The sequence below is a fragment of the Psychrobacter sp. Sarcosine-3u-12 genome, assembly GCF_002836005.1.
Taxonomy (GTDB): Bacteria; Pseudomonadota; Gammaproteobacteria; order Pseudomonadales; family Moraxellaceae; genus Psychrobacter; species Psychrobacter okhotskensis.
Window position 1 is genome coordinate 17295 of sequence record NZ_PJBY01000098.1, and the last position, 20525, is coordinate 37819.

Annotated in this window: 17 protein-coding genes, 1 tRNA gene and 1 pseudogene; 12 read left to right on the forward strand and 7 right to left on the reverse strand. The window is 43.4% G+C overall.

Annotated features, from left to right (window positions below; all coding sequences use genetic code 11):
• Positions 1–167 precede the first annotated feature (167 nt).
• Positions 168–497 carry a CopG family transcriptional regulator gene (locus CXF65_RS07540; protein ID WP_101211600.1) on the reverse strand — a complete coding sequence of 110 codons (330 nt, stop codon included), beginning with the start codon at positions 495–497 and terminating at the stop codon, positions 168–170.
• A 181-nt stretch (positions 498–678) separates the two neighbouring features.
• A tRNA-Asn gene (locus CXF65_RS07545) sits at positions 679–754 on the reverse strand.
• Between the two features lie 663 nt (positions 755–1417).
• Here CXF65_RS07545 and CXF65_RS07550 point away from each other — a divergent pair.
• From CXF65_RS07550 to CXF65_RS07585, 8 genes and pseudogenes are all read left to right on the forward strand, one after another.
• A complete protein-coding gene (locus CXF65_RS07550; protein WP_101211601.1) occupies positions 1418–1762 on the forward strand; it encodes a DMT family transporter in 345 nt (114 codons plus the stop codon).
• Between the two features lie 19 nt (positions 1763–1781).
• Positions 1782–2366 (forward strand): TetR/AcrR family transcriptional regulator, encoded by a 585-nt coding sequence (locus tag CXF65_RS07555; RefSeq protein WP_264754732.1) that lies wholly within the window; start codon positions 1782–1784, stop codon positions 2364–2366.
• A 140-nt stretch (positions 2367–2506) separates the two neighbouring features.
• Positions 2507–4039 (forward strand): betaine-aldehyde dehydrogenase, encoded by a 1533-nt coding sequence (betB, locus tag CXF65_RS07560; RefSeq protein WP_101211603.1) that lies wholly within the window; start codon positions 2507–2509, stop codon positions 4037–4039.
• Between the two features lie 116 nt (positions 4040–4155).
• The gene (betA, locus tag CXF65_RS07565; protein WP_101211604.1) at positions 4156–5856 is read left to right on the forward strand and encodes a choline dehydrogenase; all 1701 of its coding nucleotides are present in this window, start codon (positions 4156–4158) and stop codon (positions 5854–5856) included.
• A gap of 328 nt (positions 5857–6184) precedes the next feature.
• Positions 6185–8230, forward strand: a complete 2046-nt coding sequence (betT, locus tag CXF65_RS07570) for a choline BCCT transporter BetT (protein ID WP_101211605.1) — start codon at positions 6185–6187, stop codon at positions 8228–8230.
• Between the two features lie 178 nt (positions 8231–8408).
• Positions 8409–8897: a M48 family metallopeptidase gene (locus CXF65_RS07575; protein ID WP_101211606.1), complete on the forward strand. Its 489-nt coding sequence runs from the start codon at positions 8409–8411 to the stop codon at positions 8895–8897.
• 159 nt (positions 8898–9056) lie between these two features.
• Positions 9057–9479, forward strand: coding sequence for a Replicative DNA helicase (locus CXF65_RS07580; RefSeq protein WP_101211607.1), 423 nt, complete (start codon positions 9057–9059; stop codon positions 9477–9479).
• A 41-nt stretch (positions 9480–9520) separates the two neighbouring features.
• Positions 9521–9610 (forward strand): annotated as a pseudogene (locus CXF65_RS07585) (NAD(P)-binding protein); the annotation flags it as partial.
• 221 nt (positions 9611–9831) lie between these two features.
• Here CXF65_RS07585 and CXF65_RS07590 read toward each other — a convergent pair.
• The 3 genes from CXF65_RS07590 to CXF65_RS07600 all read right to left on the reverse strand — a co-directional run bounded on the left by CXF65_RS07590 (position 9832) and on the right by CXF65_RS07600 (position 13368).
• Positions 9832–10980, reverse strand: coding sequence for a catalase family protein (locus CXF65_RS07590; RefSeq protein WP_101211608.1), 1149 nt, complete (start codon positions 10978–10980; stop codon positions 9832–9834).
• Between the two features lie 158 nt (positions 10981–11138).
• A complete protein-coding gene (locus tag CXF65_RS07595) occupies positions 11139–12689 on the reverse strand; it encodes a Dyp-type peroxidase (protein ID WP_101211609.1) in 1551 nt (516 codons plus the stop codon).
• Between the two features lie 67 nt (positions 12690–12756).
• Complete coding sequence (locus CXF65_RS07600) at positions 12757–13368, reverse strand: hypothetical protein (protein ID WP_264754733.1); 612 nt, start codon at positions 13366–13368, stop codon at positions 12757–12759.
• 488 nt (positions 13369–13856) lie between these two features.
• On the opposite strand from CXF65_RS07600, the gene folD reads away from it, so the two are divergent.
• A complete protein-coding gene (folD, locus tag CXF65_RS07605; protein ID WP_101211610.1) occupies positions 13857–14744 on the forward strand; it encodes a bifunctional methylenetetrahydrofolate dehydrogenase/methenyltetrahydrofolate cyclohydrolase FolD in 888 nt (295 codons plus the stop codon).
• Positions 14745–14849: 105 nt separating this feature from the next.
• The gene (locus CXF65_RS07610; RefSeq protein WP_101211611.1) at positions 14850–15368 is read left to right on the forward strand and encodes a phosphate-starvation-inducible protein PsiE; all 519 of its coding nucleotides are present in this window, start codon (positions 14850–14852) and stop codon (positions 15366–15368) included.
• Positions 15369–15438: 70 nt separating this feature from the next.
• Here CXF65_RS07610 and corA read toward each other — a convergent pair whose 3' ends face one another.
• Both corA and CXF65_RS07620 read right to left on the reverse strand, forming a co-directional pair.
• Positions 15439–16653 (reverse strand): magnesium/cobalt transporter CorA, encoded by a 1215-nt coding sequence (gene corA / locus CXF65_RS07615; protein WP_101211612.1) that lies wholly within the window; start codon positions 16651–16653, stop codon positions 15439–15441.
• A 134-nt stretch (positions 16654–16787) separates the two neighbouring features.
• Positions 16788–17177: a DUF2237 family protein gene (locus CXF65_RS07620; protein ID WP_101211613.1), complete on the reverse strand. Its 390-nt coding sequence runs from the start codon at positions 17175–17177 to the stop codon at positions 16788–16790.
• A 479-nt stretch (positions 17178–17656) separates the two neighbouring features.
• Between CXF65_RS07620 and CXF65_RS07625 the strand changes: the two genes are divergently transcribed.
• Complete coding sequence (locus CXF65_RS07625) at positions 17657–18952, forward strand: ATP phosphoribosyltransferase regulatory subunit (RefSeq protein WP_101211614.1); 1296 nt, start codon at positions 17657–17659, stop codon at positions 18950–18952.
• A 198-nt stretch (positions 18953–19150) separates the two neighbouring features.
• Positions 19151–20440: an adenylosuccinate synthase gene (locus CXF65_RS07630; protein ID WP_101211615.1), complete on the forward strand. Its 1290-nt coding sequence runs from the start codon at positions 19151–19153 to the stop codon at positions 20438–20440.
• Positions 20441–20525: the final 85 nt, after the last annotated feature.

Consider the following 20525-nt stretch of genomic DNA (forward strand, 5'->3'; position numbering starts at 1 on the left):
ATACCTCGTTTAATTGTCTTTTGTGTTGAATTATGGCTAATGACTGTATTCAAATTCACAGACAGAAAAATAGGGATTTATCAAAGCCAAAAAAAGACTGAGCGCTATTAAGCAGACTCAGTCTTTTTTTTGAAATCAGTAAACTTTAACGGTTAAGAGTCACGCGCTTAGTCGTCGTTTTGCAGCTCAGACAATGGGTGAGTGATGTTATTGTTATGGGTCACCACAATGGCTTCATCGATGATGCGTTGGCTCACACCTCGCTTACGTAGGCTTTCGATAAATACTTCGTCATGCGCTAAGGTATAATCTTGATGGTCACGGTCTAGACCTTGACGAATATATAGACGAATCAGTCCTTGGATACGTTTAAATCCCAACTCCGATGAGGTCGCTTCTAACAGCTCAATCATTTCTTCAGACAAGCGAATACTGACCGGACGCATGATTTTTTGCGGATGATCAGAAAACTTATTTTTTATACGTACAGGTATCATAATAAACCATTACTTTTAGTGAGTAGGAGTAAAGCACTCAGACGAAAACTGACTCAATCAAACTATCCTTACCATACAACAAAAACGCCTAAAAGAACACCACGGCAGTGCTAATATTATTACCATAAAACGGGCAACATAAAAAAACCTTCATCAAATAATGATGAAGGTTTTTAGTATATGGCTCTCCAACCTGGGCTCGAACCAGGGACACACGGATTAACAGTCCGTTGCTCTACCAACTGAGCTATTGGAGAATAAGCTGTCATAACGGTAATTCTGCAAACTTTATAAGAGTTGATTACTTACGTTGTTTGCGTTATGTGGGGCACATTTTAGCCAAGTCGCCATAGGCTGTCAACCTTATTTTGACATTAATGACAAATATTGTTTTAGCTGACCGAAAATCGACCGCTATTCTATGTAAATCGGGCTGTTTCAGTAAATATGCTTATATTAAGTTGCTCTTGGTTCAGACTTTAGCTTTCTAAACATGAATCCATATCCACTCAAAAATGCATATCGGCTTACAGACAAGACGACTTAGTCTCCAACTTTATAATCAGTAGCCTGCAGTTACTTAACTATAATCATAGAATCAAAAATATTTAGAGTATGAGTATGAGTATGAGTCACATCCAACCGTTACTTTGTCTTATGGTTAGTGCAATCACTTATTACCGTTGGTTATCAAGCTCTGTAGCGATATTTGGTTAAATAGATAGGCTATGCTTTTGAATAATAAGACAATCATTTGTATGCAATGAAACAAAATAGCATAAACCAGCCCTTCACATTGCTAAATTATTTCTATACAATACCGACCGTATGGTTTCTTTAATGCATACTCAAACTATTTATGCAGACTAACTTATGCTTAATCGAGAAGATATGCATGATTTGAAGCAGGTATCTTAACTATGAATCCCACCACTATTGCTTACGGTTACCTAGCCATTGCTATCATTTGTGAAGTGATTGGCACGACATTTTTAGTAAAGTCAGAGCAGTTTACGCGTTTGGTGCCGACCTTGATTATGGGCGTGCTTTATGCTATCTCGTTTTACTTGTTGACCCAAACTCTCAAAACCATTCCGCTTGGTATCGCTTATGCGCTGTGGGGCGGATTGGGCATTGTTTTGACCTCTCTCGTGGGCTTGCTGTTTTTTAAGCAAAATCTCGATACCGCAGCGGTGGTAGGCATTGCGATGATTGTCGGCGGTGTCATTGTAATGAACTTACTGTCTAACTCTGTGGTGCACTGACAGGTAGGTGAAAACAAACATGGAAATAAAGATGGAAACAGAAAACCCTTATAAACGTAAAAAACAGCCAGAAGTGGTGCGCCGTGCACTACTAGATCAGGCGGCACGAATCACGTTGGAGCAGGGGCTGTCAAAGGTAACTTTTCAAGCCGTTGCTGATGCGGTCGGGGTGACCAAAGGTGGTGTGATGCATCACTTTACTACTAAGAATGCGCTCATCCTTGAGGTGTTTCATGACGCCATGGCCAAGTTTGAGGCAGAAGTGAATCAAGCTATGGCGAGAGACCCTGTGCGTTATGGTTCTTTCACCCGTGCTTATATCGATGCCACGATTAGCTTAGGCGAAAAAGGGCAGGAAGAATTTGATAATCAAGCCACTTTATATGTGTTGATGCTGGGTGATAGTGAGCTGCGTCAGCTGTGGGCCGAGTGGTCAAACGAGCAATTGGAAAAGCATAAAGCAACCGATAATACTGAAACCTTGTGTATGGTGCGTTTGGTCGCTGATGGGATTTGGCTCTCTGATTTTTCAGGAATTAATATATCGGACAAAAAATCATTACGTGCGCGTTTGATAAAAATGACGCAACCTGAAGATGATTAAAACGCCGCTCTCAAATAACTCATTAAAGAAACCTTAAGAAAGAACCACGTAAATTTTATTTTTTAAAACTTAAACAATGACGAAATTATTCGGTATTAGCTTTTGTATAAAGCTGTTGCCAGTCGTCGACAGGAGAACTCATGACAGATTCAAAGACAAACCCAAATCCGAACCCAAATCTAAGTAACTTAACAGACATTATCGATTTAGAACAAGTACAAACCGCCTATATTAATGGGCGTTATCTGGCTGTTGATGAAACGCTGACTACTTTTGAAGATATCAATCCGGCGACGGGTGAAGTACTAGCTACCATTCAGCAAACGACTGCTGAGCAGATAAACGAAGCCGTAATCGCGGCGCAAAAAGGTCAAAAAGTCTGGGCAGCGATGACGGCAGTTGAGCGTAGTCGTATTTTGTTAAATGCAGTAGCCATACTACGCGAACGCAACGATGTGCTGGCGTCACTTGAGACCAAAGACACGGGTAAAGCTTACTCTGAGACCAAGTATGTCGATATCGTCACTGGTGCCGATGTCGTTGAGTATTATGCAGGTCTGGCGCCAATGATTGAAGGTCGTCAAATTCCGCTGCGTGATAGCAGCTTTGTCTATACTCGTCAGGAGCCGCTCGGCGTAGTCTCCGGTATCGGCGCATGGAATTATCCTATCCAAATCGCTATGTGGAAGGCGGGTCCTGCATTGGCTGCTGGTAATGCGATGATTTTTAAACCATCAGAAGTCACGCCATTAACCGCCTTAAAACTGGCGGAAATATTTACCGAAGCGGGCTTACCAGATGGCGTCTTTAACGTCGTGCAGGGTAACTACGAAGTTGGTGAAGCATTAACTCAGCATCCTGATATCGCCAAAGTATCGTTTACTGGCGGTGTGCCGACTGGTAAAAAAGTCATGTCGAGTGCAGCATCATCGTCTCTTAAAGACGTGACCTTAGAGCTTGGTGGTAAGTCGCCATTAATCATATTTGAAGATGCCGATATCGATACCGCTGCTGACATTGCGATGATGGCGAACTTCTATAGCAGTGGTCAGGTCTGTACCAATGGCACGCGTGTGTTTATCCCTAAAGCGCTACAAGCCAAGTTTGAAGAGGCTATCTTAACGCGTGTTGAGCGTATTAAGCTTGGCGATCCAATGGATGAGAACATCAATATGGGTCCAATGGTCAGCTTTACGCATATGGAAAGAGTACTTGGCTATATCGAGCAAGGTAAAAAGGGTGGCGCGCGTCTATTAACTGGCGGCGAACGTATCACGGCAGGTGAACTTGCTAATGGCGCGTTTGTCGCACCGACTGTGTTTACGGATTGTAGCGATGACATGGCTATCGTGCGTGAGGAAATCTTTGGCCCAGTGATGTCGATATTGACTTATGAGACCGAAGAAGAAGTCATTCGCCGTGCCAATGATACCGAGTATGGCTTGGCAGCAGGGGTCGTGACCGCTGATTTGACCCGCGCGCATCGAGTGATCGGTCAGATTGAAGCCGGTATTTGCTGGTTAAATACCTGGGGTGAATCACCTGCACAAATGCCAGTTGGCGGCTATAAGCATTCGGGTATTGGCCGTGAGAATGGCATTGAAGCCCTTGAGCACTACACACAGACCAAATCTATTCAAGTAGAGTTGGGCGCGTTTGAGTCTGTATTTTAATAATTTGTATTGAGAAAATTCTTAATCAATAAGCTTGATTCATTTGAGCTAATTTGTCCTTTTGATTCAATCTTACTGATATTAAATGATTTATTTTCAATATTATGGAGCATTTTATGACAACAACCACACCTGAGTATGACTACATCATTGTTGGTGCAGGCTCAGCAGGAAACGTGCTGGCCACGCGCTTGACGGAAGATGCCAACATTAAGGTGTTGCTGTTAGAAGCTGGTCGTCCAGACCATCGCTTAGATTTTCGCACCCAGATGCCAGCGGCGCTCGCCATGCCGTTGCAAGGGACGACTTATAACTGGGGATACAAAACCGATCCCGAGCCGAATATGAATAATCGCGTGATGGACTGCGGTCGCGGTAAAGGGCTTGGTGGCTCATCGTTGATTAACGGTATGTGCTATATCCGTGGCAATGCGCTCGATTTTGACGATTGGGCGAAAATCAAAGGCTTAGAGGATTGGACCTATTCGGACTGTCTGCCTTACTTTAAAAAGCTAGAAAACTGCGACGCTGGCGAGAATGATTATCATGGCGTCGGTGGTCCGGTTGAGATGACCACTTCAAAGCCAGGAGTCAATCCACTGTTTGAAGCCATGATTGAAGCGGGCGTGCAAGCAGGCTATCCACGTACAGATGATCTAAATGGCTATCAGCAAGAAGGATTTGGGCCAATGGATCGCTTTGTGACACCCAATGGTCGCCGCGCATCAACGGCTCGTGGTTATCTTGACCGTGCCAAACCGCGCAGTAATATCACCATTTTAACGGGCGCATTGACCGATGTGATTCTCTTTGATGGTAAGCGCGCTGTCGGTGTCAAAGTAGAACACCAAGGTCAAACCAAAAAATTCTACGCGTCTCGTGAAGTGATTGTTTCATCGGGCGCGATTGCGTCACCTCAGTTATTACAGCGTTCAGGTATTGGTCCTGGTCAATGGCTTAAAGATTTGGACGTGACTGAGATTTTAGATTTGCCGGGTGTCGGTAATAATCTACAAGACCATTTAGAGCTGTATATGCAGTATGAATGTAAGCTACCGGTCTCAATTGCACCTGCCAATAAATGGTGGAACAAGCCAGCGATTGGTGCGGAATGGCTATTTAATGGCACAGGGCTTGGTGCTTCAAATCAGTTTGAAGGTGGCGGCTTTATCCGTACCGATGAGAAATTTACGCATCCTAATATTCAGTATCATTTCTTGCCGTTAGCAGTGCGTTATGATGGTCGTAGCGCGGTCAAATCACATAGCTTCCAAGCGCATGTCGGTTCATTGCGCTCGCCAAGTCGTGGTCGTGTCAAGCTGACCTCAAAAGACCCAAGCGCGCATCCAAGTATCTTATTTAACTATATGTCTCATGACCAAGACTGGCAAGAGTTCCGCGCGGCGATGCGTATCACGCGTGAGATTATGCATCAGCCAGCGCTTGACCCTTATCGCGGTCGTGCTATTGCGCCGACCGATGATTTGGTGACCGATGCGCAGTTGGATGAGTACGTTCGTAACCACAGTGAGACGGCTTATCATCCTTCTTGTACTTGTCCGATGGGCGAAGACAATGATTCAGTGGTTAATGGTGAAGGGCTGGTACATGGTATCGATGGCCTACGCGTCGTTGATGCATCGATTATGCCAAATATCATCAGCGGCAACCTAAACGCCACCACCATTATGCTGGCAGAAAAAATCGTTGATAAGATGCGCGGTGTGCAGCTGCCACGCTCAACAGCAGACTATTATGTTGCCAATGGCGCGCCGCTCAGAGCGGAGCCGATGCGTAATTACAGTTCTGTTGTCTAAACGACTGTCTAAGCTATTGGACAATGAATAATATAAGACAATTTCAATAAGAAGGCCTTTCATAGTAAAGGTCTTTTTTATCAGCACTACTCTGCTCACGCTTTATTTCTTCTATCTTTATCGGATTATAGCGTGACAGTTATTTCAGTTTGTATTATTGGTTTTTGAGGTTTTGCTAAAGGTAGATTTCATTGCTTAGCAAATTGTTATTGATTGGTACTGCTTTGTGCGTCATGCGGTTATTTATATGTCATGCGGTTATCAGTCATAAGGTTATGACGGACAAAGCAATATCAGACCCTGTTTAATTTACCTATTGAGGTCTTTTATGTACAGCTCGCCATCAAAAGATGCGACGAAACCCCTGACTCTAAATAAGACGGTTTTTTTAGGTTCAGCTATTATTTCTATTTTATTAATAATCTGGACAATTGCATTTCCAGATTATAGTGAGGCATTATTAAGCTCAAGTATGGCATGGGTATCAGAGAGTTTTGGCTGGTATTACATGTTGGTAGTTGCCGCTTATAGTATATTTGCGTTATTCGTTGGCTTCTCCAAGTATGGTGATATCAAGCTTGGTCAAGATCATGAAAAAGCTCAGTTTCCCTTTCTAGCGTGGGCGGCGATGCTGTTCTCTGCTGGTATCGGCATTGATTTATTGTTCTTTGGTGCGTCTGAGCCGTTGATGCATTATCTAACGCCGCATACGGGGCTCGAGCCTGCCAGTGAGGCGGCCATGCGTGAAGCACTTGCGCAAACCTTTTTACATTGGGGTCTACATGGCTGGGGCATTTATGCGCTAATCGGGATGGCATTGGCGTACTTTGCTTATCGCAAAAACATGCCATTAGCTTTGCGTTCACCACTGACGCCTATCTTTGGCGAGCGCTTAATTAAAGGCTGGCTTGGTGATGGTATCGATACCTTTGGTGTGGTTTGTACCTTGATGGGTATCGCGACCAGTTTGGGTATTGGTGTATTGCAAGCCAATGCGGGTTTGACTCATGTGTTTGGGATTGAATCCAGCAAAATGGTTCAAACCTTTATCATCATAGGTGTGGTCGCTGCCGCAGCGATCTCTGCGATGACTGGTGTGGAAAGAGGCGTCCGCCGTTTATCCGAATTCAACATGCTATCGTCGATATTGCTATTAATCGCGATATTGGTGATGGGTAACACAGTTTATTTGCTGAATACCTTTACCCAAAATATTGGTCAATACTTCCAAACCATCGTTTTCAAAACTTTTGATGTTTATGCTTATGATGGTAAAGCTGGCGCTGACTGGAAGTCAGGTTGGACGATATTTTTCTGGGCATGGTGGGTCGCTTGGGCACCGTTTGTAGGCCTATTTATTGCGCGTATTAGCCGTGGTCGTACCCTGCGTGAATTCGTATTTGGTGTGATGTTTATCCCACTTGGTTTTATCTTTGCTTGGTTCTCTATCTTTGGTAACTCAGCGATAGATTTGGTCGCCAATGGTGCAACCGAGCTTGGCGAAATCGCTGTTAATGATGCAGCGATGGGCATGTTTGCCTTGTTTGAGTACTTTCCTTACAGCGAAGTGCTATCATTTGCCGGTGTTGTGATTGGGTTAGTATTCTTTGTGACTTCAGCTGACTCAGGCGCTTTAGTATTGGCGAATCTAAGCTCAAGAGGCATGACCAATGATACCGACGCACCAGTTTGGTTACGCTTATTTTGGGCAGCAGCGACCGGTCTTATTACCTTAGGCTTGCTGTTCGCAGGTGGCTTTGCATCATTACAGTCCGTTTCTGTGATTGCCGGTTTGCCATTCTCGCTTATTTTAGTGCTTTACATGATGGCTATGTGGAAGTCATTAAAAGAAGAGGGCAATAAACGTAAAGCCAGCACCCTTGGCACTGCGAACGTGCTTGATAGTGGCAAGAGTTGGAAAGCACGCTTACAACGTATTGTGAGCTTCCCAAGCCATACGCAAGTTGAACGGTTTTTACAAAGTGTCGTCAGACCTGCCATGACCGAAGTTGAAAATGAGCTTAAAGCTGGCGGTCTAAAAACGTCTTTGGATATCCGTAACCCTGCACATATCGGACAAGATATCGATGAAGGCATGGATGAGAGTAGCGGTCAAATAGATGGTCTGAAATTACGGGTTGGACATGGCGATGAAGATGACTTTATTTATGAAGTTAACTTGATCAAAGCAGAGCGTCCTAACTTTACATTGAGCAAATCAACTAAGAATGCAGAGTACTATTATCGTGCGGAAGTGTTCTTAAGCGAAGGCTCGCAAGAGTATGACTTGGTTGGTTACTCTAAAGAGCAAGTATTGGTCGATATCTTAAATCAATACGAGCGCCATTTGCAGTATCTTCATTTAGAGCGTTAATTCACTCATTAATTAATGTCCTCATTAATATGCTCTAAATAGTTCAGTAAAAATATCGTAAGAAACAACCCCGTAAGTTGAATACAGCTTACGGGGTTGTTTTATGAAAAATAAAATAAATAGATATAGGGTAAAATACATAAATATCAGTTTCGAAATATCAGTAAAGGATAAGTTTGTGACCACATTAAAGTACATCGCTCACTATTCTGAGCAAGTTCAAACCCAAGCGGCATTGCTTATTAGCGATGGTAAATTGGGCGCGTATCTAGAAAAAAAGTATCCCGCTCAGCACCAAATAAAAAGTGATAAGGCTCTTTATCACTACATCAATGACATAAAAAACCAATCTATGCGTAAAATTGGCCAGTTATCCAATGTCAGTTATAGCAGCAAACTAACAGTTCTCAAGCATGCGCTAGGTATTCATACTACCCAGTCTCGTGTACAAGGTAGTAAGCTAAAATCTCATAATAGCATCACCGTAGCCAGCTTATTTCAAGAAGCACCGCCTGAGTTTTTGCGCATGATTGTCGTGCATGAATTGGCGCATTTTAAAGAGCATGAGCATAACAAAGCGTTTTATCAATTATGCTGCCATATGGAGCCAGAGTATCATCAGCTTGAGTTAGACACGCGCCTATGGCTGCACTGGCGAGAGTTGTAACTCTAATAACCTTAATAACGTTAATAACGTTCATAGTAATCTTAATAACAGCCATATAAATATCGTGTCCTTTTTTGTGGCAATCATCTGAGTCGCTAGAATTACGTTATAATCCTAGTCAAATACTGTATATCCCAAGTCAATAAAAGGTTACAAGCAATGATTAATACCAAGATTTATAAGGCAGTTTATACTTTAGCCGAAGAGTTATTGGAAGCGGATCGCATAGGCAATCAAGCGGCATTTGATGGCTTTTATGCCGAATTAGAAGCCATTTGTACCGATAATGAAAACACCGATAAAGACCATCCAGAGCAATGGGAAACATTGGCTGACTTTACCGAAGATTTAGACGAAGCTTTAGTTATTTATGACAAGGCATTAGCCAAAGCGACCGCGATTAATTCGAAAGATCACATGTCATCGATTGCCTTTTCTATGGCGGTCCTACAGATTGAACTGGGCGAAAAGGACGCGGCTATTCAAAATTTACAGAATGCCAAAATCACAGCCAATAAGATTGAAGATAAAGAGTTCAAGGTTGAGATAGATGAACTTCTTACTAAACTATTGGCTGAATAGCTTCAATGAAGCAGGAATGATTTGTTAGGCAAGATCTACCTATTGCGATTATCGGCGGTGGTTTGAGTGGCTTATATGCGGCGTTTTTATTAGAGCAATGTGGCATCGATTATATATTGCTTGAGGCGCGTGATTAGAGGCGCGTGATAGATTGAACTGACTATATGATCCCTTCAAAACAATCGTTTCAAAACAATCACTTCAAAATCAATGTGCCAATTGACGACACGCTCTAGTAAAATTCAGCAATAAAAAATCGGTCTATACAAGACCGATTTTTTTGGTTCATTATTTGATGAGGTCGTACGGACAATAACGTGTTCAGACTTTCGTTCTTAAAAATATCTAACGCTTAAAAGAACGATTTATCAAAAGTCTGCTTTAAGCTCTTAGGCTCTTGGCGTTTGACATCATTGAGTCTATGACGAGTCTCCGATGCGATCTGATAAGCTTTGAGGCGCGACTGTTGTAGATTACCAATAGGCCGGTTTTCTGCTAAGCAGCGAAACGGTGTAAATGATAAGTTCTCCATAATCTCAAAATTGCCATCATCTGGTACATCTTGGCACGGAATCGTCAATGTTGCGACCGTCACAAAAGGCGCATCAGACTCTTTCCATTCAGTGGTAAGCTCTTCAATGGGTTGCTTTTTCAGACTGCGGCAAAGCTGAATCTGGACGTCAAACTGATAATCATGCTCACGTATCTCTTCGATGATCAGTGGACGGATCGCTTCTTGCTTTGCATTGACACCTAACTCTCGACGCGTCACTTTTTGGGCTGAACTCTCTGTCGGTGTGACTCTTATTTTAGCCATGTAATCGCCATGACGTACCACACCTTGCGAGTGAAAATCATATAACAAAGTATTTTTAGGTTCAATCATCGTAAAACCGTTGAGCGCTTTAAACGTTTTAAATGATTCTTTGCTTGGTAGGCTTGAGCCGTAGTTGGTCAGCCAGTTAAATGCCAATTTCGCTTTGCCTCTCGCGCCTTTTTCAGCATACTCCGGTAGCTCTAAAAAAAGCTTAGAGATATAGGCATAATCTTCGATTCTATTACAGAAGAACACCGGATGATTGATCAAGTTAAAATCAAAAGTTGTACTATCTTCTTCACCTGGTGCTAGCTTCTCACCCGGTACGTCAAAAACTTTAATCGCCAATCCTTGCGCTAAACCCAATTTACGGTCAGGTGAAACGCGCGAGGCGCCATTAGAGAAACGAATCACAGCATCATGAATGCCTGATTTGGAATACAGACCTTGTGCATATTCTTTTGGGATATTATCCAAAATCTCAAACTTAGCTTTTAAAGCACAGTAGCCTTTGGCATGAGCATCGCGGGTATGGTAATTAACATCACTGACCTTATCGCTACGAGTAATATAACTTTTTATATCGTCAGTGATAGTACGAATGTTGCGTTCATCTTCTGCTGTAAGTTCAATGTGTTTTGGGTTATAAGGGACATACTTAGTTTTGAAGATTTTTTTTAACATGTTTTTTCCTATTTATTATAATAGTTGAGGTGTTGTAAGAATTGAATAGCATCGAAAGATAAAGTGATAACAAGTTTATAACGCTTATCTAAATGGCGGACAATTGTAGTATGTTAATAAGTAATAAAATGTACTAAACCTGTAGGATTATTATCCTATTACGACAGCTCGCTAATCCATTTTAGTGCTGACAAACTTGGAATAAATAAGTATTCACCACCATACAAGGTATTAAAGGTTTCGATGCCATGATAGCGTTGACGAATAGGGTCAGCAGGCACAGTAAAAGTATCAGCGTCGCTGTCTTTATCACCATGATGCAAGCCTATCATTGGATCTTTTTCTTCTCCTAGGCTCATAAAGTTGCCGTCGTTAATCCATTGTGATTGTAAGAATTCAACCGTTTCCATCGCATGAGCATTGATACCAATAAAAAATAGGCCACGCTCTTTGCCATCGTCTTCGGTCACATCAGGCGGTAATACTTCGCCAAAGCCGACGCTACGTCTGACAATTCTATGAATTCGTACATCAGATAAAATAAAGTCCTTACTGTCTCTTGGGTTCATGCGCCGTGCATGGGCACCGAAGGGACATTTTTTGCCATGAGGATCGTCTTTATAGCCGAAGTCATTGTTACGGCTTGCATCGTCTCCCAACGCTTCGTTGTCATGATCAGGGGACAAGGCGAGGGGCGCACCAGAACGCCAGCGTCCCCACATTTTTGCACCTAAAAGCTCAGCTTCTTCCTCGCTATCGGTGCTATCTTTGCGGAATTTATTGAAGGCAGCAACGTGGCTATTATAAGCACGTAGTACCATAAACGAGCCATTCTTGCCCAAGACCTCGGGCTGCGGCATCGGCGGGATCGTGCCAGCTTCGCCTTCATAGCCCAAGACAAACTCCCCTGCGGCAATCGGCTCACCATCGCGACTGGGCGGCGTTTGGATACCACTGCCTTTAATCTCCGGATTACTGATACCATCACGATAGCCAAAGACATTTTTGACATTGTTATCAGAACCAAAGTCGTGTTCCATGAGGATTTCGATATCACCGTTGGCAGGATGCTCATAGTCGATATGCGTTTGCATGTTTTTTTTTAGTTCAGCAAGTTTTGCTTGCCATTTTTCTTTGCTATCGGCAATGATTGCAGCACAAACATGGATATCCCCTTTATCACCAAAAGGAGCCATCCAGTTTTCAGGATCATTGACATCGGTATCGCGCAACTTATCGGCACGATTCGCCATACCTGCTTTAAAGGAATCAGGAAAACTCTCTAAGGAGGATTGCGGCACACCCAATGCTTCTAGCCCCTCATAAGTCATAACGATAGACAGTGTCGCTTGCATGTCTTTATGCCACTCTTTGCTGCCCGTCACATCGGGCAAAACTTGGGCAAGCATTTGTCGTCCAACGGCGGCATTATTGACTTTGACGGCGATAACTGTACCGAAATAAGGGCTAGGGCGCTCACGCAAAATAAGAGATTGAATGTCTTCTAGCTGCATATCGACCAGATTGGGATTGAATACGCCGCGCGCTTTACGGGCAAACATCTCAATATTATCGCCAACGTCTTCTTTAATAGTTTGGAGCCACGAATCGAATTTACTGCCTTCAATACGATTGCCAAACTCATCTTTTAAGTCATGCAGCTTATCGGTCAACTCTGTTAGTGGTTTTTTATTATTAATATTACTCATAGGTCAGCCTACTTTTAAATGATTCTTCTACGATACAAAGTTATTGAAAATTAGACGTTTTTCAAGGTTAAGACTGCGCGTCATCCAAGGCTTTATTGATACCTTTGACAATACGGTCTTGACGGCGAATATCTTGAATAGTGAGATGAGGAACACCAACGTACCAAGCCGCCGCTGTAATCTGACGGTCTAAAATAAACTGTTTGACGCTTGGGTCTTTGATGCCAGGCCAGCCTTCGACACTACCAAACAAGATATCCATCAACTCAGGAATTTTGGTCGCAAAATCATCAATGTATGGATCCCAATCCCCATCATAAGCCGTGCAAAATAGCACTCGGGTATCATTATCTAGAAACGCAAAACGCAAATCATGCAGCGTACCTACTCGCGTAGCGCCTTTGAGGTTGCCACCTGCAATTTTTAAGATTTCTTTTAAACGCTCTGCTCCGCCTTCTTTTAAAGGGGCGATAACGGTAAGCTCAGACACTTTGCCTGACTTAAGACCTTTTTCTCCGGCGTTTGTGGTTGAATGATCATAGCTATCATCACCGCCTTCTTTTATATTGGCCATTAACAGCTCAGCACGCAGCTTAAAAGCGTCTATGGATTCGGTGATTTTAGTTTTTAAATCTTCAGAATTGTCGATAATACGTTCTTTATTTTCTGTGGTGTTCATCGTGATTGTCTCCTAATTATTATTTTTAATAGCCCTCTGTTTAATGGCTACTTCCTCAATAGTTAGCTAATTTTGCTCAATAGTTAGCTAATTCTGACAGTTACCTAAAAAACAGATTCATCATAAATATAGCAAACTTAAAAAATGTTTCAAAGCACAGCAATCTAACTCAACAAAAAAATAAAATTCATTAACGTGAATGCTTATATATTTAGAAAAATAATAAATATGACGTTTCTAGTGAGTCACTGTCATTTTCTTTGTTCAGTGAGTAAGGGTTCAATAAATGACAGTTTTTAATAAAATAGCGTTTTTAACTTTTTTATTGAGTCGAATGCGAGCCGTTAAGTTCTATTGTGCGCTAGGATTTTTTAGCGTAGGCAGGTACAATATGACTATCAACCATACCTTGATTAAGGATAAGACAGGCATGCAAGTAATTGCGGCGCTGTCTTTATTTTTTTATCGCACCCTCTATTGGAGTTCCTATGTCTATTGCGTCTACTGCCCAAGCGTCTGCCACCGTATTGGATGGCAAAGCACTTGCCAAACAAATAGAACAGCAACTGCGCACGCGCGTGGATGCTATCAAGGATAAAACTGGACGTACCCCAAGCTTAGCGACGATATTGGTCGGTGATGATCCCGCCTCAGCGACTTATGTGCGTATGAAGGGCAATGCCTGTAAGCGTGTTGGTATGGACTCTATACGTGTTGAGATGCCGAGTGTGACGACGACAGAGCAGCTCTTGGCAAAGATAGATGAGCTTAATAACAATCCTGACGTTCACGGTATCTTGCTACAGCATCCAGTTCCTGAGCATATCGATGAGCGCGCTTGCTTTGAGCAGATTGACTTGGCAAAAGACGTCGATGGCGTGACTTGTCTCGGCTTTGGTCGTATGGCCATGCAGCAGTCGGCCTATGGCTCATGTACACCGCAAGGCATCATGCATTTATTAGCGCATCACGGTATTGAGCTGGAAGGTAAAGAAGCGGTCGTCGTCGGGCGTAGTGCTATTTTGGGTAAACCAATGGCGATGATGCTATTGAATGCCAACTGTACGGTGACCATTTGTCATTCAAGAACGCAAGATTTAGCCGCTCATATTCAGCGCGCTGATATCGTGGTTGGGGCAGTTGGCGTGCCTGAATTGATTCAAGCTGCGTGGATTAAAGCGGGCGCAGTGGTCATCGATGCAGGTTTCCATCCAACGGATAATGGCGGTGTCGGTGATATCGAGATGCAGGGTGTGGAAAGCATCGCCAGTGCTTATACGCCTGTACCAGGTGGCGTGGGCCCAATGACGATTAATACCCTTATTCGCCAGACTGTTGATGCCGCTGAAAAAGCCGCTGGCTTAGATATCAGTTAATAAGTTAATCATAAGAGCACGGATTGCCGATAGATAAGAAGCTTGAGCCTACATAGTATAAAGACTCAGACTACATCAACCCCTTTACCGTTGATAGGATCTAACATGGCTAAAAAGAACGTGGGTATTCATGAGCGATTGCAAAATATTGGTAGAGAGTTCGTCGATATCTCTCATTACATAATCTTATTTTTAATCAGTGTGGTCGTGGTTTGGGCTGCGGGCAAAGAGTTTATTGGTATTGTCCAAAAAGGCTCAGCGGACTTAAAAGATATCTTGATGTTGTTTATTTATCTTGAACTGTTGGCCATGATTGGTATTTATTTTAAGACCCATCGTCTGCCGGTACAGTTTTTGATATTTATCGCCATTACGGCTTTGTCACGACATTTGGTAGTCGATGTGCAGGCCGTATCAGACTACTTCCATCTGTGGCTACTGGCGACGATTTCTGTGGCTATTATGGTACTGAGCGCCTCTATTGTGGTGCTAACGTGGACGGCAAAAACGTTTGGCCGTCCAGAAGACAATCTTGATCGGAAGTATGCCAACTTGGCTATCGAAGCGTTGCTTCCTGATAATGCTCAGGCTCCCGATAGTAATACCAAGCATCGCCGTGAATAATAATTGATGTAGAATTAGCATAAAAAAAGGGTTGCCAATGGCAGCCCTTTTTTACACTAATGATTTTATATTACAGCCATTTTAATCTTTTAAAGTTGTAATATAAGTAACTACATAAAGCGATGATCACTGCCATGATGACAAGGTAAGAGTATTTCCAATGGAGCTCGGGCATAAAATCAAAGTTCATCCCGTAAATACCCGCAATCGCTGTCGGAACGGCTAAAATACCCGCCCACGCCGCAAGCTTACGTACGACTTCGTTCTGTCCCATATTGACCATTGCCATATAGGTATTCATCACGACGCTGAGCATTTCATTGAGACCATTGATGGCATCTAAAGAGTGCAATAGATGGTCATTGACGTCGCGAAAGTAAGGCTTGGCTGCTTGCGAGAACCCTGAGATTAACTCGCTCTTTTTGTGATTGATAAAGAAGCTACAGATGTCTTGCACTGGTAAAATAATGGCACGCATGTGTACCAGCTGCGATTTGAGCTCATAGAGGTTTTTTAGGGTGCTTTTATCGAACTCGTAGGTAAATACATAGCGTTCCTGCTCACGCAAGTAGCGACCCAAACGATCGGTAATCGGCATATAGTTATCCACGATAAAATCGAGAATAGCATGCAGGACAAATATCGGTCCCATACGCAGCTTTTCAGGACGACGATGGCAATGTTCACGCACAGGAGCGTAAGAGTTGGATGGGCCATTACGAATGGTAATCAGGTAGTTTTTGCCCATAAATATCGCTGTCGTACCGTAGCGAATGACATTGTCTTCAAGTTTCGCCGTACGCAGCACCACAAACACCATATCGTTGTCGTAGTTTTCGACTTTAGCGCGCTGATGATCGGCAAAAGCATCTTCAATCGCCAACTCGTGTAAACCAAAAGCGTCTTGAACTTTTACCATGGTTTCTAAGCTAGGATCATACAAACCGAGCCAGACAAATTGACCGTTGTTGCTCAGACAGCGATTGACGTCATTTAGGGCTATTTGATCGATTTTTTCACCAGTTTTACGCGAGTAGGAGTAACAGCTGACCACTTCATCTGTGCTGCTATATTCGATATCTTCATAACGCTCAGAGTCTGGATCATAGACCGTCATGGTCTCAATCGTATCTTCGGCAGTGGCGTCAGTATCACCGTAGATATAGCTGTCATAATTGTCTAAATAGAGATGCTCGTCGTGCATATCGGCATAAATACGACTGACATTAGACTCAGGTGTAATACGCGCCATTTTTTTGATCAATTGGTCATCATCGTTGTCCATACACCCTCCTTTAATAAAATAAAAGCCCGCGCCAAGCAAACCTTTTTATTCGTTTAGCCGCCATCATTATTTATGACCGTCATTGATTAACTATTAATCACTAACTAATAACTAATAACCACTAATCGTATGCGTTACAGCGCATAGCTTTTTAGGGTGTCAATATCGACTAAACTCAATAAGCTTTCGTGACAGGCTTCGAGTTTTATTTTTGGTGCAATATCGAAGTCTAACGCTTCGACCCAGCGCAGGGCACAGATACACCAATAATCACCAGGCTGTAGACCGGCAAAACCATACTCAGGTAACGGGGTGATCAGATCGTTGCCACGACTGGCAGAAAAGTTTAAAAACTCACTGGTCATCTTGGCGCAAACGGTATGTTGACCAACATCGTGATTGCCAGTATGACAAAAACCATTGCGATAAAAACCGGTGATAGGATCAAAGCAACAGCTGGCAAGAGCAGTACCCAAAACGTTGCTTTGGTTGATGGCTGGGTTTGGATGATAATCAGATGACATAAGGCTTCCGAGATAAAAATATAGGGTAGTGTACCATGAGTCTGGATCGAAGGCGTGGTTCTCACCATGCTCATGACTGTCTTTATTATACAGGGGTAATGTTAACATTCTTAGGCGCACAGCGATGTATCTAAGGTGAATATAATCGTTGTCTCTCTAGCAGCGATGCCTCGCAATTAGATGCTGATTGTGGCGAATTGTCACTAGGCGAACCTTAACTGCTATGCTAAACTAAAGCATAAAGTGCCTTGATTATTTATCGTCGTTTATTAGCGCATAAAGATACTCGTCTTATCGTCCGAACTTATACTTATTACTCACCCTTTTGCGGTTACCTAGTTTGTTTATAAATAATTGGGTCAACGATGTTGCGCGTTAAAAATAAAAACGCCCAGCGTCAATGCAATTGTAAAGATAACCTTTAAGTACTGCATCAGTACCGCGTTTTTGGTAAGCGATACGCCAAACAAGGATTTATTGTGTCTGTCAGTTCTGATTCTGCAAAACCTGTCCAGTCAAATAGTACCAACAAAGCAGCGACTCAGTCCGCTGATCAAAATGCCGCACCCAACCGTTTACCTTATTTGAGCAATTTCGCCAGCGATGTTGCCAACAGCTGGTTGCTGCCTGATGGGGTGGTCGATGTATTGTTTGAAGATGCCCAAAAACAAGAAGTGCTCAGGCACAAGCTTACACAGCAACTGATTACGCATGGCTATCAGTTGGTCAATCCACCGATGATTGAGTTTACTGAGTCGCTGCTCAGTGATGCCTCAGAAGATCTAAAGCGTCAAACCTTTAAAATCATCGATCAGCTGACCGGTCGCCTAATGGGTGTGCGCGCGGATATTACCCCGCAGATTTTGCGTATTGATGCGCATCACGGCGGCACAGGTATCGCGCGTTACTGCTATGCAGGGGATGTGATTCATACCTTGCCATCAGGGCTTTTTGGTTCGCGCACACCGTTGCAATTAGGTGCTGAGATATTTGGTTGCGCCTCGCTTGCGGCAGATATTGAGCTGATAGATGTGTTGTTTACGATGCTCAATAGTCTCAATATGAGTGCCGCGCTACACATCGATTTGGGTCACGTGGCGATATTCAAGCGTTTGGCTGAATTGGCCGAATTGCCTGAGCATGATACTCAGCAATTGATGAACTTGTATGCCAATAAGAATTTGCCAGAGCTAAAGCGCGTCTGCCAAGCGTTACCGATGGGCGATGACTTTTACGCATTGGCACGTTTTGGTCATGATATGGCGCATTTATTGGCAAAATTGTCAGCGACGGCGCAGCAGGATACACAGATTGCTACTGCTGTTGACGAGTTACAGCGCCTAACTGCCCATCTGCAAGAGCAGTGGCAGTGTCCGGTCAGTATCGATGTGACAGAACTGTCAGGCTATCATTATCATACGGGTATTGTCTTTAACGGCTATATCAATAGTGAGACCCAGCCGCTAGTACGCGGTGGGCGTTTTGATGGTATGCAAAGTTATAGCCAGCAGCCACGTGAAGCGACCGGTTTTAGTATGGATGTCAGTCGTTTGCTTGCCCATACGCAGCTTGATGCGCCAAGTATTGTATTGGTGGATTATGCCGCCTTGCACAATGCTGATAAGACTCAAAAGCAGACGTTGTTACAACAAGTTGAAAGCTTACGTCAGCAAGGCTACCGCGTTACCATGCCATTAGATGCGCAAGATAGTCCCGCAGATGTCACGCACCGTTTGGATTTTGCTGATAATCAGTGGCAACTAAAAACCCTTTAGCTGCAGCAGATTTTAAGTAAATAGCCGCCAGTGTAAGAAAAAATCATCATGCTAAGCGCTTTCGAAAAATACGTTAGTACTTAGCAAAACAGATAGTAAATACCTTAAAACTGTCTTAGGTTATAAGCAGTTTTAACATCATTTTAGTTTTTTAACCGTTATTGCACACACCTCAATACATAAAGGTAAGGATTGATCATGGGTAAGAATGTCGTAGTTTTGGGTAGCCAATGGGGCGATGAAGGTAAGGGTAAAATCGTCGATTTACTCACCGAAAAAGCCTCAGCAGTTGCTCGATTTCAAGGCGGTCACAATGCAGGTCACACGCTAGTTGTCGATGGCAGAACCACGGTCTTGCATTTGATCCCATCAGGTATCTTACGTGAAGGCGTGACGTGCTTCATCGGTAATGGCGTGGTGTTAGCACCAGATGCCTTACTTAAAGAGATGAAAGAGTTAGAAGACAACAACGTGCCGGTACGTGAGCGTCTGCGCATCTCACCAAACTGCCCATTGATTATGCCATATCACGTCGCACTTGATCAGGCGCGTGAAGCCAAGCGTGGTACTGGCAAAATCGGTACAACAGGTCGTGGTATCGGTCCTGCCTATGAAGACAAAGTGGCGCGCCGTGCGATCAAGCTTGCTGATTTATTCCGTGATGATTTAGAAGAAAAACTACGTAACTTAATCGAATATCATAACTTCCAACTGACCCAGTATTATAAAGTTGACGCGATTGATTTTGATGAAACATTTAAGCTTTGCCAAGAGTGGAAAGCAGAAATCAAAGGCATGGTTACTGATGTAACTGAAGACCTCAATCAATTGCGACTGGCTGGCAAGAACCTGATGTTCGAAGGCGCACAAGGTACATTGCTTGATATCGATCATGGTACTTATCCGTTTGTGACCAGCTCAAGCGTCACCGCGGGCGGCGTATCGACTGGTACGGGTATTGGTCCATTGTACTTAGACTACGTATTGGGTATCACCAAAGCTTATACCACCCGTGTTGGTAGTGGTCCGTTCCCAACTGAATTGTTCGATGATGTTGGCGCGCATTTAGCTCGAGTTGGTCATGAATTTGGTGCGACGACAGGTCGTGCACGTCGCTGTGGTTGGTTCGATGCCGAAGCCTTGCGCCGTGCAGTGGTATTGAACTCACTATCAGGTATTTGCTTGACCAAGCTTGATGTCCTAGACGGACTTGAAGAGCTGCTCATTGGGGTAGGCTATGACGTGCCAGATACGGAGTTTGCTGGCGCGCATGATGCTGAATTCTATGAGTCAGTGACGCCAAAATACGAAACGCTACAAGGGTGGAGTGAGTCAACGGTTGGTATCACCAATTATGACGACTTGCCAGAAAACGCCAAAATATATATCAAACGTATCGAAGCATTGATTGATTGCCCAGTCGATATTATCTCAACCGGTCCTGACCGCGAAGAGACCATCGTATTGCGTGACCCATATGATGCGTAAGTAGTGTTAAAAAACTACTATTAATAGGTAGATTGAGCGATAAAACCCCAGTGCTGAGCATTGGGGTTTTTTTTGCATGAAAAAA